We start from the raw sequence: 16,780 nt of genomic DNA, 5'->3' as shown, positions 1-16,780 counted from the left end.
TTGAATCGAAAATTGGCATATGTTTGCATTGCCGATTATTATAAATCGGAACAAAATGTACTTTTTTGTTTAACTTTAATAATAATATTTATGAAGAAGCATTTCTTTAACGCCACTTTCTGGGCGTTGTTATCGCTGGCTTTATGGACTACTGGATGTAGTGACGATGACGGATACTCTGATGTAGACGGGCAGATTCCGACAATGACATTGGTGACGGATCATATTGAATCCGGTGCCGGCCATCGTTTTACCATTGAGGGTTCGTTGGCTGACCAGGATGGAATTGTATCCGTCAATCTGCAATGTGCCGATCTTTATCTGAACAAGACCATTGATTTGGTCGAAATCTATGGAGCTCCCCAAACGGAGTATGAGTTGAGCTATTCTTATGACCTCAAGCGTGATGAAATCGGTGAACGCTTCACCGTGAAAGTGACCGTAACAGATGCGGGCGGGCGTGAAGTGTCGCAGGATGTGTTGATAACGATGGATGGGGACTTTGAGAATCCTACATTTACAATTGCCCCTGGTAAGGAGGTTACCGTACTGATAAAGGATGAAACAAAGTTCAACCTGAATTTCACGGTGAAAGATGACCGCATACTGGATTATGTACTCATTGAGATTCCTGGGGTAGAAGGTTTTGAAAGCCGCCGTATAGAGGCTGGCGGGCAATCTACTTTGAGCTTTACGGAGAAGATTATTCTGCCTAATGAGGTGAAAAGTTACGATGTGACTTTGACGGCTGTGGATGCCAGAGGCAATCAGACAGTGACCAATAGTACCATCAGTGTATCTGAAATGCCTGACTTCCCCAAAATGTATCTGGCCGATGTGGCAACCGTAGAGGAATTGAACAGTGATATTTTCGGTGTACCGATGGTGATTAACCATACGGGCGAGTACCAATATCGTGCACGTTATTATAATAAAGCTGCTGGTACGGAAATTTTCTTCTTACCGCAAAAGACAGACTTTACTCCTATCTGTTTTGGCCTTGATCCGGAGGATAATACAAAACTGACGGATGACCCGGAAACGGCTAAACCTATTGTCTTGGATGAGGCTGGTGTTTATTATGAAATAGACATCAATGTGAAAGAGTCTACTTATAGTATGCGCACGTACTCGGTGACAGAGGCTACAAATCCGATGAAATATGAATATGGAAAGCCTTGTTTTGACCGTTGGGAGAATGGGGAATCGTTCATTGATTTCTATATCGGTTGGGGAGGTTCTCCTCAGGATGCGGGAAATCAGTTGTTTGCCCAGGATAAAAATAATCCTCATCTTTTCTATTATCCGGAAAATGGAACTTGGACGCTGGAAGCCGGTGAAGAAATGAACTTCATCATATCCAATTATCATCCCGACGGATGGTGGGATCATGTGGAATGGCGGTGTGACGACTCTCAGAATGTAGAGAAGTTTGGTTACTTCAGTAAGAAAGGGGATGTGAATCCTAATTGGGAAGGCACCAATCAGCGTTGGGAAGACGGCTCGATGGTAGGTGACAACTGGATGAAGCCTACGGTTACGGTGACCGGCAACTACCGCTTTGAGTTTGACGCGCATTTGGGTCGCGGCAAGATTGTGCCTGCTAATTAAAAAGTAACATTAGATTTAAGATATGAAAAAGCAAATTCTATTATTATGTCTTGCGCTGATAAGCCTTTGCGGTTATGCGCAGCAGATAACGGTTAAGGGTGTGGTGACTTCGGCCACCGACCAGCAGCCGTTGATTGGAACTACAGTTCAAGTGAAAGGTACCGGTACGGGTACAATTACCGGTATCGACGGTGATTATACATTACCCAATGTAGACAAAAATGCAGTGTTGGTATTCTCTTCTATTGGTTTTGAGTCTCAGGAAATAGCTGTAGGTGGACGTACTACGATTAACGTGGTACTGAAGGAGGCTGCGGAATTACTGGATGAAGTGGTGGTTATCGGTTATGGTGCTGTGAAAAAGAGCGATTTGACCAGTTCTATTGCTACAGTAAAAGGCGATGAAATCACTGAAACCGTGACCGGTAATGCTATGGATGCTTTGCAGGGTAAGGTAAATGGTGTACAAGTCACCAGTGGTGGTGGCCCTGGAGCTACTCCGAAGGTGCTGATTCGTGGTGTAACTACCGTAAACGGTACGAATCCGTTGTATGTAGTGGATGGTATGCCGGTAGGTGACAATATCAACTTTCTGAATAGTAACGATATTGCTTCCATGGAAGTATTGAAAGATGCTTCGGCTGCCGCTATCTATGGTACACGTGCATCAAACGGTGTCATCCTGATTACTACAAAGAAAGGTAAGACTGGTAAAGCCCGCATCAATTGGAATTCTTCTGTTGGTTTCCAGACCGTGGCCAAACCTAATATTGCCGGTGCGGCTGAATATAAAGAAGTGTTCAATACCCGTTATACGAATGATGGCCTTTCTTCTATCTGGAACGATACGGGTGCTACGACCAATCCCGGTGGTACAGACTGGTGGGATACTGTAGTCAATAAAACAGCTTTGGTGCAGAACCATTCACTTAGTGTTGCCGGTGGCTCAGAACAGTTTGTTTATAACTTTAGCGTGGGCTATTATCGTAACAACTCACAGTTTGATGTAGGTTATTGGGATAAGATAAATATCCGTCTGAATACTGAATATACATTTAATAAGTATGTAAAATTGGGAGTTGATATTGCTCCACGTGTCGAATCATGGGATGATACCCCAAACCAGTTCTCGGCAGCCATGGCTATGGACCCGACAACTCCGGTATTCCGTCCGCAGGACCAATGGGAGGATAATGAGTACAACAACTATCAACGCTCTTACAACAACCAGGAGTGGAATCCCGCCGGTTCAATTGCCCGTAGCAATGCTCATTCTCGCGAGTTGGGTGCCATTCTGAATACCTATCTGCAGGTAAACCCGATAGAAAAGCTGACGTTGCGCACCCAGTTCGGTGCCAATGCACACTATCGCCGTTCTGATTCATTCGTTCCGAAGTTCAATATGGATCCGTTGGAGAAACAAGACTTGAACGAAATCACCCGCCGCAATCAGGAGTGGTTTGACTGGAACTGGACGAATACAGCCACTTACATGGACACTTTCGCTGAAAAGCACAACTTGAATGTAATGGCTGGCTTTACTGCCGAACGTTTTGCATGGTACAATACTCAGGCACGGCGTGATAATGTTCCCAATAATCTGGACCAGATGCAGGAAGTGAATGCCGGACAGCAGGGTACGGATGAGGCCAACGGTGAAACCACTTACAATACACTGGTTTCTTTCCTGGGCCGTGTCATGTACAACTACGATAACCGTTACTATATCTCGGCATCTCTTCGTGCTGACGGTTCTTCCCGTTTCCCGAAGGGCAGCAAATATGCCCTCTTCCCGTCTGTTTCCGCTTCCTGGCGTGTCATCAGTGAGGCATTTATGCAGGACCAGGACATCTTCAGTGACCTGAAGCTTCGTGGAGGCTGGGGCCGTGTAGGTAATCAGAATATTAACAATAATGCTACCCTTACTTTGTTGAGCGAAACCCAATACTATTATGGCAATACGTTGGCAAATGGTTACTTCGTGTCTACAGTAGGTAACAACCAGTTGAAGTGGGAGACTGTGGAAGATTGGAACGTAGGTGTGGATATGTCATTCCTTAATTCACGTTTGGGTGTAACATTCGAATATTTCCAGAAAAAGTCCATTGACATGCTCTACCAGAAACAGAACATCCTCTCTTTGGGATATGATAACTGGAACAGCCAGATTTGGATGAACATCGGTAGTATGCAGGCCCGCGGTTGGGAAGTGGGACTTACCTGGCGCGATGAAATCGGCAAGGATTTCTCTTACGATCTTGGTCTGAACCTTTCTGCCGTGCGCAACAAGGCCATCAAGTTCTCGGGCGACGGTCCTATCAATGTCGGTGGATTCAATAGCGACCAGATTATCCGTAACGAAGATGGTGGTTTTATCTCCCGTTTCTACGGTTACGTGGCCGATGGCTTGTTCCAGAATTGGGAAGAGGTGTATGCGCACACTGACGAACACGGAACACTGATTCAGCCCAATGCAAAACCGGGAGACATCCGCTTCAAGGACCGGGACCATAACGGAGTGCTCGATGCCAATGACAAAGATTATATCGGTAATCCTTATCCTGATTTAATGATGGGTCTGAATATTGGTATGCGTTATAAGAACATTGATTTTGCAGCCAATTTCTATGGTACGTTCGGTAATGATATTTACAATGTCACCAAAGGACGCTACTCCGGTTCAGGTGGACAGAATGTCTGGGCAGGTACACTGGAGAAAGCATGGCATGGCGAGGGTACCGGCAATGATATTCCCCGTTTGTCGAGCAATGACTTGAACCTGAACTATAGCCGCGTTTCCAGTTTCTATGTGGAAGATGGTTCCTACTTGCGTTGCAAGCTGTTGCAGATAGGCTATACGCTTCCTAAGAAATGGGTTGGAGGTGCTGACTTGCGTCTTTCCTTCTCTGCACAGAATCCGTTTACCATTACCGGTTATTCGGGAATGGACCCCGAACGCCCGATGGTTGACGGTACTACCGACAGCTCTGGCAGTGCCATCAATACCGGTATTGACAACGTGGCTTATCCTAATCCGAGAACATTCTTGTTTGGCATTGACTTCAAATTTTAATTCTTGATTATCCATGAAACGAATATTTACAATAGTAGTTCTGATTGCTTCGCTGGTGTTTACCTCTTGCGAGGACTTCCTGACGGAAGACGTACGCGGGCAATTGAACGTGGACACTTATTATAAGTCCATAGAAGAGTGTGAATCCGCAGTCACGAGCTGTTATCAGGCCATGACATATGGAGGATGGTGGCAAATCAACACCGTGTGGTTACTTTCCGAAATGTGTGGAGATGATGCCTGGATGGGGAATACCTCTCAGTCTCAGAGTGATTATATCTCATTGGCGCATTATCAGGGAAACGGTGCCAGCAATGGCCCTATCTCCAATTTTTGGCAGTACCGTTACAAAGGTATTTTACGTTGTAACATAGCCATAGATCGCATTGCGGCTCTCGAAACCCAAGAGACAGAAACCAGAGACCGTCTGGTGGCAGAAGCCCGTTTCCTGCGTGGCTACTATTACTTCGAACTGGTGAGAAATTTTGGCGGGGTGCCCTTGATGACCAGTTTCCAAATGCCGGAAGAAGTGGAGGGAACAGAACGTGCTACGGCAGAAGCCGTGTACAAATTCATAGAGGATGACCTGATGGCAGCTGCCGAAATACTGCCGCAACGCAGTACTGCGCAAGTAGGGCATGCTACCCGTGGCGCCGCTTTAGGATTATTGGGTAAAGTGTACCTCTATCAGGAGAAATGGCAGGCTGCCCATGATGTGTTGAAGACTGTGATAGATGAAGGCGAATACCAATTGCTTCCCGATTTCGGGCAGGTATGGAATGTCGACTATGACAACAGTGCGGAGAGCCTTCTGGAAATCCAGTATGAATATCATCCCACTTTGGGCTTAGGAGGGGCGCTTGCTACGGTAACCGGTGCCCGTAATGGTCCTGGTGATGGTTGGAGCTGGTGTCAGCCTACGGCAAATTTGGAGCAAGCTTATATTGAGGCCGGTGATACGGAACGTTTGAAATGGACAATAATCAAGTCGGGCTGTACGGAAATTGCCGGCGAAGACCAATTCGAGGATTTCATTGACGCAAGCAAAGCGTTGAATAAGTATCAGGAATATCTTGATAAATATGGTTGGGACCCCAATTGCTATATTATCAATCCCGCTGACCATAAGTCTGCGCGTATCATCCGCAAGTATTTCCTGCCGATGAAATATCGTGCTCAAGGCGATGCAACGGCTTACGCCACGGACAAGAGTCCTTTGAATCACCGCATTCTGCGTTATGCCGATGTCCTTTTAATGTATGCTGAGGCTTGCAATGAACTGGGTGATGACGCTTCTGCCCGCGATGCTCTCAATCAGGTGCGCAGACGGGCCAAGTTGGATGACGTTACGGCAAGTGGAAAGGCATTGCAAAGTGCCATTCGCCTGGAGCGCCGTTTGGAATTGGCTTTCGAGCAGAACCGTCTGTATGATATCCGCCGCTGGACTGATACAAATGGTAAAAAGATGATTAGCAATATCCTGGGACCGAACGGTTCCTTTGTGAGGTGGAACACTGAAGAGGCTACCCGTGACGCTCTTGAGTGGGAAAATCAAGGTGAAGCAAGTGACAAAGGCATCACTTTCAATGAAAACCGCGACATGGTGTTCCCCATTCCTTTGTACGAAATCACGATGTCCAACGGTTCCATTACCCAGAACCCGGGTTGGAATTAAACACATTCTGATGAAAACAGATTGTTGCAGGAACTGATTATTCAATAGGTCTTTATATTCTGTCGCGGATAGTTTGCAATGGATTATCCGCGGCAGTTTTTTAATCCAAAATAATATCATGAATTTGAGACACATTTTTATTCTTCCGGCACTGCTTGCTGCAATGGCTTGCAGCGACGATTCTCCCGTTACGCCGGATACTCCAGACACTCCTGAGGGTCCGGACATTACAAACAGCGTAGAGAAACTGGTGAGCATCGATGCCGGACAGACTTTCCAGACAATAGCCGGCTTTGGCGCTTCGGACTGTTGGTCGCCTGCCTTTGTGGGCAAGTCATGGACTTCGCACCGTGCGGGGATTACGGAACTGCTTTTTTCTTCAGAGATTGTGGGCGGCAAGCCGAAAGGAATCGGCCTTTCCCAATGGCGGGTGAATCTTGGTGGCGGCAGTGCCGCGCAAGGTGAAGCCAGCGGCATCGAGGATAAATCCCGTCGTGCGGAATCCTATCTTACGGATGACTTGACGTACGACTGGACCCGTTGCGAGGGACAACGTTACTTCATGGACCGTGCCAAGGAGCTGGGATGTAACAATTTCGTTCTTTTCAGCAATACACCTCCTGTGCAGTACACCTATAATGGAAAAGGATTTTCCGCCAGAGGGGGACTTTCTAATCTGAAACCGGAACATTATGGTGACTTTGCAGGATATATGGCCGATGTAGCGGCCCGTTATACCGCTGAAGGCTATCACATAAGCCATATCTCGCCCGTCAACGAGCCGCAGTACAACTGGGACAGCGGACAGGAGGGCAGTGGCTGGACCAATGACGAAGTGGCTGCACTGGCACGCGAGTTGGATATGTCGTTGGATGACCGGGGGCTTTCCACAGACATTCTCTTGGGCGAATCCGGTGATTGGGAGTATCTGTATAAAGTGAAAGGCGATGCCAACCGCAGTAATGTATTCTCAGCTTTCTTTACACCCGGCTCTTCCGCCTACGTGGGTGACTTGGCACACGTGAAGAATCTCATTTGCGGACACAGCTATTGGACTGACGGCACATGGGACGGTATGCGCAACGTGCGCAAGCAAGTGGCCCAGGCTGCCGGTCAGTATAATCTGGATGTTTGGCAGAGTGAATGGAGTATGCTGGGCGATAATTACAGCAGTTCCGAATTCGTGGGCTACGAGCAGGCTTCTGAGATGGATATCGCTTTCTACATGTCGAAGGTCATCCACAATGACCTCACTGTGGCTGGAGTGTCTTCCTGGAGTTACTGGACATCGATGGATGTTTCCCGTTGGGGGCATAAGAACCGTTTTCTCTTGATTTCGCTGGTACCTGCCGGTGGCGAGTATGGTGATATAGAGCAGGAGGGAAGCTATCAGGCTACTGCCACTCTTTGGGTACTGGGCAATTACAGCCGCTTTATCCGTCCGGGATACCGCCGTATTGCCCTCGACTTGAACGAATCGCGTACTTTTTTCGGTTCCGCCTGGCTTTCTCCCGAGGGGGATAAGGTAGTGGCCGTCTATACAAACATGTCTGATAAGGCGGTTCGCTTAGGTGAAACGCATGTGGGATGGAGCAATGAAGCGAAGTCAATAGCTACTTATGCAACTACCGGTAGCAAGAATCTGGTGGAAGGAACGGTGGCGGCAGGCAAGCAGGTGATTCTGGAAGCCAAGAGTGTGACAACCGTGGTGTATAGCCTGAAGTAAGGAATTAGTTTAACTTCAAAGAAAATCTATATGAAAATGTATTTTAAGAATAACAGGACTGCTCTTATCTTTTTGCTGGCAATGCTGGTCGTTGCTCCGATAAAGGCGCAGGTGGCATTTGGCGATGCCGCAAAATTCAATGACGGATGGCTGTTCCGGCTGACGGACGACTCGGCTATTGTCCGGACTGACTATGACGACAGCGAATGGCGGAAGCTTTCTTTGCCACACGATTGGTCCATAGAGGGGCAATTGTCGCCCACACTGGCCAGTTGCACCGGGTACCTGCCGGGTGGGATAGGCTGGTATCGCAAACACTTCAGGGTTGAAGACAACGCAACACGTCATTATATCTATTTCGAAGGGGTATATAACCGGAGCGAGGTTTACCTGAACGGGCATCTGCTTGGCAGGCGCCCCAACGGCTATGTATCGTTTCTTTACGACATGACCCCTTACCTGAAGGAAGGCGACAATGTGCTGGCTGTCCGTGTAGACCATAGCCGTTATGCCGATTCACGTTGGTATACGGGGTCGGGCATCTATCGCGATGTATGGCTGGTGGCTGCTCCCGATACACATATTGCGCAATGGGGTGTGGGCTGGCATGCCGCTTCGCTGACAGACAAGCAAGCCGTCGTTGCGGTCGATGTAGAGGTGGAGAAGCACAAGGCAACTTCCGACAAACTGGAACTGAAGGCTTCACTGTACGATACTGCCGGAAAGAAGGTGGCACAACGCCGTGTGCGTGTTGCCGATGGAAAAGAGGGCATTGCCAAGCAAAGTCTTGACTTGAAAGTGTCCAAACCCCATCGTTGGAATCTGGATAATCCGTATCTGTATACATTGAAAACCGAATTGCTTGCCAATGGCAAACGCATTGACGGCAGTGAGACCAAAGTGGGACTGCGTACGCTGGAATTTGATGCCAACAAAGGTTTTGCCCTCAACGGCAACTGGATGAAGGTAAAAGGTGTATGCCTGCATCATGATGCAGGAGTGCTGGGTGCAGTAGTGCCGCCGGAGGTATGGGAACGCCGCCTGAATAACTTGAAAGGGATTGGCGTAAATGCCATCCGCATGAGCCATAACCCACAAGCCCCCGTTCTTTATGAACTGTGTGACCGCCTGGGATTTCTTGTAATGGATGAAGTCTCTGACGAATGGGAGTTTCCGAAACGCAAATGGGTACAAGGCTGGAATGTGGGTACTCCGAGTTATGACGGTACTTTCGACTTCTTCGAGGAGTGGATAGAACGGGACGTAACCGATATGGTACGTCGTGACCGCAATCATACCTGTATTTTCTTGTGGAGTATCGGCAATGAAGTGGATTATCCGAACGACCCTTATTCGCATCCCGTTCTTGATGGAGCTAAAATCAACCAGCCTATGTTCGGGGGCTATAAGCCGGATGCTCCCGATGCCATGCGCATCGGAACCATAGCAAAGCGTCTGGCTGCCTGTGTACGTGCCGTGGACACTTCCCGTCCCGTGACCGGAGCTTTGGCGGGTGTCGTGATGTCGAACGAGACGGAGTATCCCGATGCTGTGGATGTGGTGGGGTATAACTATACGGAAAACCGCTACGACCAAGACCATGCCACTTATCCGGACCGCATTATCTATGGAAGCGAGACGGGTTCGGGGCTTGATGCCTGGTATGCCGTCCGCGACAAGGATTTCATCTTCGGGCAGTTCATCTGGACCGGTACGGATTATCTGGGTGAATCGGGCAGATGGCCGTCCCGCGGTTTGTACACGGGTTTGCTCGATTTCGGAAGTTTCCCCAAGCCACGCGGACATTTCCGGGCTTCGTTGTGGTGCGAGAATCCGGTCACGTATGCAGGAACATATCCGGTATATGCCCATCCCAAGCATCCCGAGCATGTATTCCTTTCGCCTGATGCATGGGACATCTGGAACTATGACGAGGGGCAGAACATACGTGTGGTGTGTTATACCAATGCTCCGCAGGCGCGCTTGCTGCTCGATGGCAAGGTGGTGGGCGAGATGAAACCCTATGATGAAAAGACCGGCATCATCTACTGGGATATTCCTTTCCGGGCCGGCGAGCTTCGTGCTGAGGGTTGCGATAAGGAAGGAAATGCCTTGTCAGGCTATTCCATCCGGACATCCGGACGTCCTTATGCCATTTGTGCCACGGCAGACCGCACTATTTTGTCCGGCGACCGCGTCACTGCGCACATCACCGTAGAGGTGGTTGACGAAGAAGGTACTGTTGTGAAACTTGGCGACAATGAAATTACGTGTACAGTTGAAGGACCGGCGCGTCTGCTTGGGCTCGAAGGCTCTGACAACAGTGACATGAGTGATTATACCGATAACCGTCACCGCGTATACCACGGGCGTTTGCTGGCCTATATACAGACTACCGGAGGAGAGGGGCAGGTTAAGGTAAAGTTTGCTTCCCCCTTTCTGAAAGGAACTGAAGTAAAGTTTGAAGTAAGGCAGTAGTACACTGCTATGGACTTATGTTTGTGCCATCGCATTGGCAAGTCTGTGCCAGTATGGTGGCACAACTTTGCCAATGCGATGGCACGGGTTGTACATTTCTTACAGAATGTATTGCACTTCCTTGAACAGATATTCCCGTTCACTTCCTCCTTCATCCTCCAGCACGAACCGTCCGTCTTGCTCTACCCGCAGCAACCGGGCAAGGAACTTGCCGTTGGCATCTTCATAAGGGTGCAATCCCCGGCGACGGAAAAGGGAGCGGGCATACCGTGTGGATATCTCGTCGGAGTAGACGGCGAAGTCCTCCATTTGGAGGCTGTTGTAGTAGATTTGTACACGTCTTAGGATATGGGCAAGGATTTCATAACGGTCGTGCTCCTTTCCGGTGATTTGTTTCAGTGAGACGGGGTTGGGAGCATCACTGTTGAAGACTTCCTGGTTGATGTTGATACCGATTCCGGCAATGCTGCGCCTGATATGATGTCCGGAAAGGTCGTTCTCTATCAGTATGCCGCAGATTTTCTTGTCTTTCCAATATATGTCGTTCGGCCATTTGATGGTGATTTCATCAGACCATCTGCTCAGCTCTTCCTTAATGGCGAGGGAAACGATTTGTGAAAGGATGAACTGCCGGCGGGCTTCCAGAAAAGAAGGGTAGAGTACAAAGCTGAAAAGCAGGTTCTTGCCTTCTTCAGCTTCCCAGGTATTGCCGCGCTGGCCTTTACCGGCAGTTTGGAACTCGGCAGTCACGGTTGTTAGTTCGGCAACGGATTCTTGCAACTGGTTGCAAAGCTGGCTGAGGTATTGGTTGGTCGATGCCGTCTCGTCCAATGCCACCAGCGGGAACGGGAATGTGTCAGGGCAGGGCTTCATATTCGGTACGCATTTTTTTGGTGAACTTCTTCAATACTTCTTCCACGGAGTGGTCTATCAGTTGCTTCAACAGTTTGTCGTCGACGTCACCGTCAAGGAACACCTGGTTCCAGTACTTTTTGTTGAAGTGATAGGCACCTTCGATGGCAACATAGTGCTCCCGCAGTTCGAGTGCATATTCGGGGTCGCATTTCAGACAAATCTTGTTGGCGCTTTCCAGGTCGATAAGTGCAAACATTTTATTCATGACTTTCATCACGAGCGAGTATTCGTCAAACGGAAAGCATTCCGTGACGGCTTTTTTGCTGAGGCAATATTCGCGGGCGGTTTCGATGTCCATGATGGTATTTACGGTTTTACGGTTTACAATTTACGATTGAAATAACTCTTGCTTGTCAATTTTCAACTCTCAGAACATCGGCGGATAGAAGGCTTCTTTGAGATGCTCTATCCTGAATGCACCCGGTTCGCCTACAGCCGTTATGATGTCGAAGCGGACGGGTGCATCCAAGCAGAAGTGCTTGATATAGGCATCGGCCGCTACGACAATACGTCGTATTTTCTGCCAGTTCACGGCATCCTGCGGCTCAATGTAATCCGTATTGCTACGGGTTTTCACTTCCACAATAATCAGTTCCTTATCTTTGTCGGCTACAATATCCAGCTCAAGGTGATTCTTCCGCCAGTTACGGTCACGTATGGTGTAACCGTTCTGTTCCAAGTATTTGGCAGCGGCGTCTTCACCGGCTTTTCCAAGAATATTGTGTGCACTCATTATTCTGCGTGTCTGGCAGGCATCAGCATACCGTCGTGTCCAGGACGGAAGATAGCGGGCAACTTATAAGTTTTACCATCCAATGTATTGACCACTGCACTGCGCGTTTGGGGGGCTGGATTTGTACCGGTAATCAGTTCAATGGCCTTGGCATACAGAGGTTCTTCATTGTTTCCATAATCTTTATGAATATAGAATACACCTTGTTCGTTATAAGGATTGGTTTCATCCATCAATATATCGGGTTCAAATCCTTTTTCATACTCCCCGAATCCTTTGGCGTTATAGCTTTGGAAGGTGATAGGAACAACACGATATGTGTTATTCCGGACAGTGTACTCCTCATATTCCATACCTACGTTCTTACCAGTGGTCTTTTCACCTATAAGTATTACGTCCAAATCTATTCCTTCTAAGGAATTAATGACGAGTTCACTGGCAGAGGCCGTTCCATTTCCGACAAGGCAGTAGACGCGGGGAAGGTTGAGGCTTCCGGCTGATAAGGAAGTACCCAAGTTGGGATAACTGGAGTATGCAAATAATTCATCTTCCCGTTTGTTATTGAGTTTTGCCATTCTTTCATCATTGTATCGTAAACTGCTGAATACTTTACCTTGAGAGGCAGTACCGGCAATACAAGTTGCTATCAGATTAGCCGACATGGTATGCCCACCACCATTGTACCGCAAGTCCAGAATCAAATCTGTGACGTTCTTGTTTTTAAAATCTTTGAAAACATTGAATAATTCTTGGTCAAAGCCTGCCTCGAACCCAGAATAAACGAGGTAACCGATTCTATGTCCTTCTATATCTTCCTTGACATTACTGAAGATGACGGGGTTGTTGTATGTGGCTTTGGAAGTTATGGTGTATTCCTTTTGCCCGGTAATGGTGCCTCCTTCTACGACATCTTCTGTCAAAGTATAGTTGATAGTTGCATCTGGTGACAATATGTCGTAATAGAAGTTATTAATATTGTTATTATTTATCTTCTTTCCATTTATCAGGCTTATCATTGCTCCTCGTTTGAGTCCAGCTTCGGAGGCCGGTGAATCGGGATATACACCTTGGAGGCAGAAATAAATGGTATTTTCTGCTTGTGTGCCAATGCTTATGGGGGTTATACCGGTGATACCGAAACTATATGCCAGTTCCTTGTTTACAATTTTGGTGGTACGGGTTGAACTAATATTGGGCAATAGCTGGATATAAGAGAAAAGATTATAATATGTCTTGCCGTCGCTACCGACATATGTTTTTTTATCCAATGTATTGGTAGTCATACTTCCCAATGCATCATAGAAGAAGTCTTCATAGCCTTTGTTATGGTCAAGATTCAACGTTTTGTATTCATCGTTCCAGAGATACATTTCCCTCAGATATTCATCAACTTTTGCGTTAATCTCCATATCTTCAGTGGTTTGGGGAACACTGGTCCCCTTTTGTGTAACTTCAAAACTTGCAGGAGAATAGCCGTCTATATTAATGGAAATTCTGGCTGTCCGGTCGGTGGTGGAACTTGTACTTACAGATAATTTCAAGGTGCTTTGTCCTTTTGTACCCGAGGTCGTATTCAGTTTGCACCAATCCGCTCCTGAGGTGACGGAAGCTACCCATTTGGCTGCAGCATTGAAGCTTACAGACAACTCATTATCCTGGCTGATCTCCAGGGATTTTCCCTCTGTCCAACTCTGATTGGTTATGCCGGTATTAAGTTTATTATCGTCATCGTCACTACATGAGATAAAACTTATACTGAACAATGTGAGTAGAAAGAAACTAAGATAATTTACATGTTTCATACCTTTTAAATTTAGAACTCTCCAAAAATACGTTTTTAATTACTAAATTAAAATGTTTTTAAGAAATACTTTAAGTTTACCGGTCAAAAAAATATTTCAGTGCTATTTAAGTGTTTCCGATATAAAAATTACGTAGGTTCGTTTTGTTTTTACAGAAGTAAAAGTAATTTTGCAGGAAATATGAGAAAGAGAGATAAAACGTGTGCGAAAGCAACGCCCGAAGAACCGAAACGCGAGCAGCGCATGGTATGCCTGATGAGCGAGGAAGAGCAGCGGATTGTGGACCGTTATCTGGAGAAATACAAGATAACGAACAAGTCGCGTTGGCTGCGGGAGACTATTCTCATGTTTATCCATAAGAATATGGAAGAGGATTATCCTACTTTGTTCGGTGAGCACGACATGAGGAGGTGAAAATTAAAAATTAAAGGGGGTGGCGTTGGACGATAGCTATTATATGAAGCAGGCGCTTTTGGAAGCCCATAAGGCCGGTGAACGGGGAGAAGTTCCCGTAGGTGCAGTTGTGGTGTGCAAGGACCGTATCATAGCTCGTGCCCATAATCTGACGGAGACTTTGACGGATGTCACCGCCCATGCCGAGATGCAAGCCATTACCGCTGCCGCTGCAACTCTTGGCGGCAAATATCTGAATGAATGTACTCTCTATGTCACAGTGGAACCCTGCGTGATGTGTGCCGGTGCCATTGCCTGGGCACAGATGGGGCGTCTGGTGTTTGGCGCCGAAGATGAGAAAAGAGGGTATCAGCGCTATGCCTCGCAGGCATTGCATCCCAAAACACAAGTAGTAAAAGGAATTCTGGCAGATGAATGTGCCGCCCTGATGAAAGAGTTCTTTGCCGCCAAGCGCAAATAATCTCTAATCCTTTATCCCTAATCCCTACTCCTTGATTTCTTCAAAATCCACATACTCTCCCTCGTCTTTGGAGAACAGTTTCTTGTGGCGGGGACGTATTTCACCTTCTTCAGTTTGTGCCTCCTCAGACGATTGTCTATTATCATTGTAGGAATACCCTCCCGGCTGGTAATTACCATTTCCTTTTTGGTAGGGACCGGAGTTGGAGGAAGTACGGCGTCCGCCCAATCCGAATATGTTCCGGATGACAGTACCGATAATGCTGAGGCCAATGAGCAGAATGGCAATTATGATGATGAATAAAAATCCTAAAATATGAAACATGGGCTAATGTCTTTTTATGTGTTCGTTTTCTGCGAACTTCAATACAACAACCGTGCCAAAGATTTGTTTATTTACTTTTCCTTGTAATAAGCGAAAGCAGTATATACCAGACGATGATTGCAGAAAAGCTGCAGATTCCCAAGAAGATGAGGAACGGAATGCAGACAAGCAGGAAAATGAAGCTTGTTTTATTGTCTTTCCATGACAGATTCTTGAATTTGAGTGAGAACATTGGAATCTCCGATACAAGCAGCCATGAGAAAAGGCAGACCAGCAGCAACAGATAAACCGGATGGAAATTGCTGCTCACCAGCCAGTCGTGAGCGCCCGTCACCAATGAAGCCCAGAACAAGGCGTTTGCCGGGACGGGAAGTCCTACGAAAGAGCTCGTCTGGCGGGTATCGTTGTTGAACTTGGCAAGCCGCAGTGCAGAGAATACGGACAAAAGAAATGCGAGATAGGGGAAAACGCCGGCCAAGCTTTCCATTGCGCCCGAATAGTCCATTTCCTTGAACAAGGAAAATACAATCAGGGAAGGGGCCACTCCGAAACTGACATCATCTGCCAGAGAATCCAAATCCTTGCCGATAATGGAGTGTGCGTCCAGTGCACGTGCCATCATGCCATCGAAGAAATCGAATACGGCACTGAAGATAATGAAAGCGAGTGCCCATTCATATCTGGCTTCGAATGCCATGACACAAGCAATACACCCGGAGAATAGGTTCAGGCAGGTCAGAGTATTTGGAATATGGCGGGTAATGCAGTTTGCCATTGTTGTTCTTTTATTATTTAAGTTTGGCTATCACAGTCTGATTGCCGGTAGTCAGTTGTCCTAGTTTAACGAATACTTCGGTGCCCAACGGTAGAAAGACATCCACGCGGGAGCCGAATTTGATGAAACCCATATGTTCGTCAATATAGCATTCCTCGCCCGGTTCGGCATAGGTCACGATGCGGCGCGCCATGGCTCCGGCTATCTGTCGTGCCATAATCTCCACGCCTTCCGGAGTTTCTATTACTACGGTGGAACGCTCGTTGTCGGTGCTGGCTTTGGGCAGCCACGCTTTCATGAACTTTCCGTTTTGGTGCCATACCTTCTTTACCGTGCCGTCTACCGGATACCAGTTGGCGTGTACATTGACCAGACTCATGAATATAGATACCATGATACGGCGGTCGTGGAAGTATTCGTTTTCCTCCACTTCTTCCACCACTACGATTTTACCGTCGGCAGGAGCTACCACGACTTTCTCCGTTTCTTGTCCGAACAAACGGATGGGGCAGCGGAAGAAGTTCACGAGTATGCCATATACTATGAGGCTGATGACCGCTACTACGTAAAAAGGAACTTTGCATTCCAATCCGAAGTAAAGGGCAGTGTTGACAGCCAGAATCAGAACCAGGCTGCCTGCCAATGTATGTGTTCCTTCACGGTGTATGCGTATCTTTTTTAATCTTTTTAATCGACCCATGTATATCGTATTTGCTAATTTAGATAGAAATTATCTGCAAAAATAGGCTTATTTTGAAAATCTAACAAGGATTTGGAGAGAGAAATGTGCATGT

At 47.2% G+C, this 16,780-nt stretch carries 14 protein-coding genes; 7 read left to right on the top strand and 7 right to left on the bottom strand.

Annotated features, from left to right (window positions below):
* The first annotated feature begins 90 nt into the window (after positions 1-90).
* From DXD65_RS07175 to DXD65_RS07155, 5 genes are all read left to right on the top strand, one after another.
* Positions 91-1,611 carry a hypothetical protein gene (locus tag DXD65_RS07175; protein ID WP_008665740.1) on the top strand — a complete coding sequence of 507 codons (1,521 nt, stop codon included), beginning with the start codon at positions 91-93 and terminating at the stop codon, positions 1,609-1,611.
* A gap of 22 nt (positions 1,612-1,633) precedes the next feature.
* Entirely contained in the window at positions 1,634-4,684 is a 3,051-nt protein-coding gene (locus DXD65_RS07170) for a SusC/RagA family TonB-linked outer membrane protein (RefSeq protein WP_117887485.1), read from the top strand.
* 13 nt (positions 4,685-4,697) lie between these two features.
* Complete coding sequence (locus DXD65_RS07165; protein WP_117887484.1) at positions 4,698-6,359, top strand: RagB/SusD family nutrient uptake outer membrane protein; 1,662 nt, start codon at positions 4,698-4,700, stop codon at positions 6,357-6,359.
* Between the two features lie 118 nt (positions 6,360-6,477).
* Positions 6,478-8,085 carry a glycoside hydrolase gene (locus DXD65_RS07160; RefSeq protein ID WP_117887483.1) on the top strand — a complete coding sequence of 536 codons (1,608 nt, stop codon included), beginning with the start codon at positions 6,478-6,480 and terminating at the stop codon, positions 8,083-8,085.
* A 36-nt stretch (positions 8,086-8,121) separates the two neighbouring features.
* Positions 8,122-10,563: a sugar-binding domain-containing protein gene (locus DXD65_RS07155; protein WP_117887482.1), complete on the top strand. Its 2,442-nt coding sequence runs from the start codon at positions 8,122-8,124 to the stop codon at positions 10,561-10,563.
* Between the two features lie 99 nt (positions 10,564-10,662).
* On the opposite strand, the gene DXD65_RS07150 is transcribed toward DXD65_RS07155, so the two are convergent.
* From DXD65_RS07150 to DXD65_RS07135, 4 genes are all read right to left on the bottom strand, one after another.
* Positions 10,663-11,436 carry a biotin--[acetyl-CoA-carboxylase] ligase gene (locus tag DXD65_RS07150; protein ID WP_005835105.1) on the bottom strand — a complete coding sequence of 258 codons (774 nt, stop codon included), beginning with the start codon at positions 11,434-11,436 and terminating at the stop codon, positions 10,663-10,665.
* Positions 11,420-11,776, bottom strand: coding sequence for an MmcQ/YjbR family DNA-binding protein (locus tag DXD65_RS07145; RefSeq protein ID WP_005824210.1), 357 nt, complete (start codon positions 11,774-11,776; stop codon positions 11,420-11,422). The genes DXD65_RS07150 and DXD65_RS07145 overlap by 17 nt, the downstream gene beginning before the upstream one ends.
* 69 nt (positions 11,777-11,845) lie before the next feature.
* Complete coding sequence (locus tag DXD65_RS07140; protein ID WP_005824208.1) at positions 11,846-12,211, bottom strand: YraN family protein; 366 nt, start codon at positions 12,209-12,211, stop codon at positions 11,846-11,848.
* A complete protein-coding gene (locus tag DXD65_RS07135; protein WP_008665734.1) occupies positions 12,211-14,013 on the bottom strand; it encodes a S41 family peptidase in 1,803 nt (600 codons plus the stop codon). Before DXD65_RS07135 ends, DXD65_RS07140 begins: the two co-directional genes overlap by 1 nt.
* Before the next feature lie 180 nt (positions 14,014-14,193).
* Between DXD65_RS07135 and DXD65_RS07130 the strand changes: the two genes are divergently transcribed.
* Together DXD65_RS07130 and DXD65_RS07125 are read left to right on the top strand one after the other, a co-directional pair.
* Positions 14,194-14,427, top strand: a complete 234-nt coding sequence (locus DXD65_RS07130) for a hypothetical protein (protein WP_005824205.1) — start codon at positions 14,194-14,196, stop codon at positions 14,425-14,427.
* A 25-nt stretch (positions 14,428-14,452) separates the two neighbouring features.
* On the top strand, positions 14,453-14,887 hold the full coding sequence (locus DXD65_RS07125; protein WP_009037193.1) for a nucleoside deaminase: 435 nt from the start codon (positions 14,453-14,455) through the stop codon (positions 14,885-14,887).
* Positions 14,888-14,911: 24 nt separating this feature from the next.
* Here the strand turns inward: DXD65_RS07125 and DXD65_RS07120 are convergent, their stop codons facing one another.
* The 3 genes from DXD65_RS07120 to DXD65_RS07110 all read right to left on the bottom strand — a co-directional run bounded on the left by DXD65_RS07120 (position 14,912) and on the right by DXD65_RS07110 (position 16,686).
* Positions 14,912-15,211: a DUF4834 family protein gene (locus DXD65_RS07120; protein WP_005824202.1), complete on the bottom strand. Its 300-nt coding sequence runs from the start codon at positions 15,209-15,211 to the stop codon at positions 14,912-14,914.
* 67 nt (positions 15,212-15,278) lie between these two features.
* Positions 15,279-15,986, bottom strand: coding sequence for a CDP-diacylglycerol--serine O-phosphatidyltransferase (gene pssA / locus DXD65_RS07115; RefSeq protein ID WP_005835110.1), 708 nt, complete (start codon positions 15,984-15,986; stop codon positions 15,279-15,281).
* Between the two features lie 13 nt (positions 15,987-15,999).
* Complete coding sequence (locus DXD65_RS07110) at positions 16,000-16,686, bottom strand: phosphatidylserine decarboxylase family protein (protein ID WP_005835112.1); 687 nt, start codon at positions 16,684-16,686, stop codon at positions 16,000-16,002.
* Positions 16,687-16,780 lie beyond the last annotated feature (94 nt).

It is taken from the genome of Bacteroides sp. 4_1_36, from assembly GCF_003466325.1.
Lineage (GTDB): Bacteria > Bacteroidota > Bacteroidia > Bacteroidales > Bacteroidaceae > Bacteroides > Bacteroides uniformis.
The sequence above is the reverse complement of the archived record's forward strand: the minus strand, read 5'-3'. Positions and strand labels throughout refer to the sequence as shown.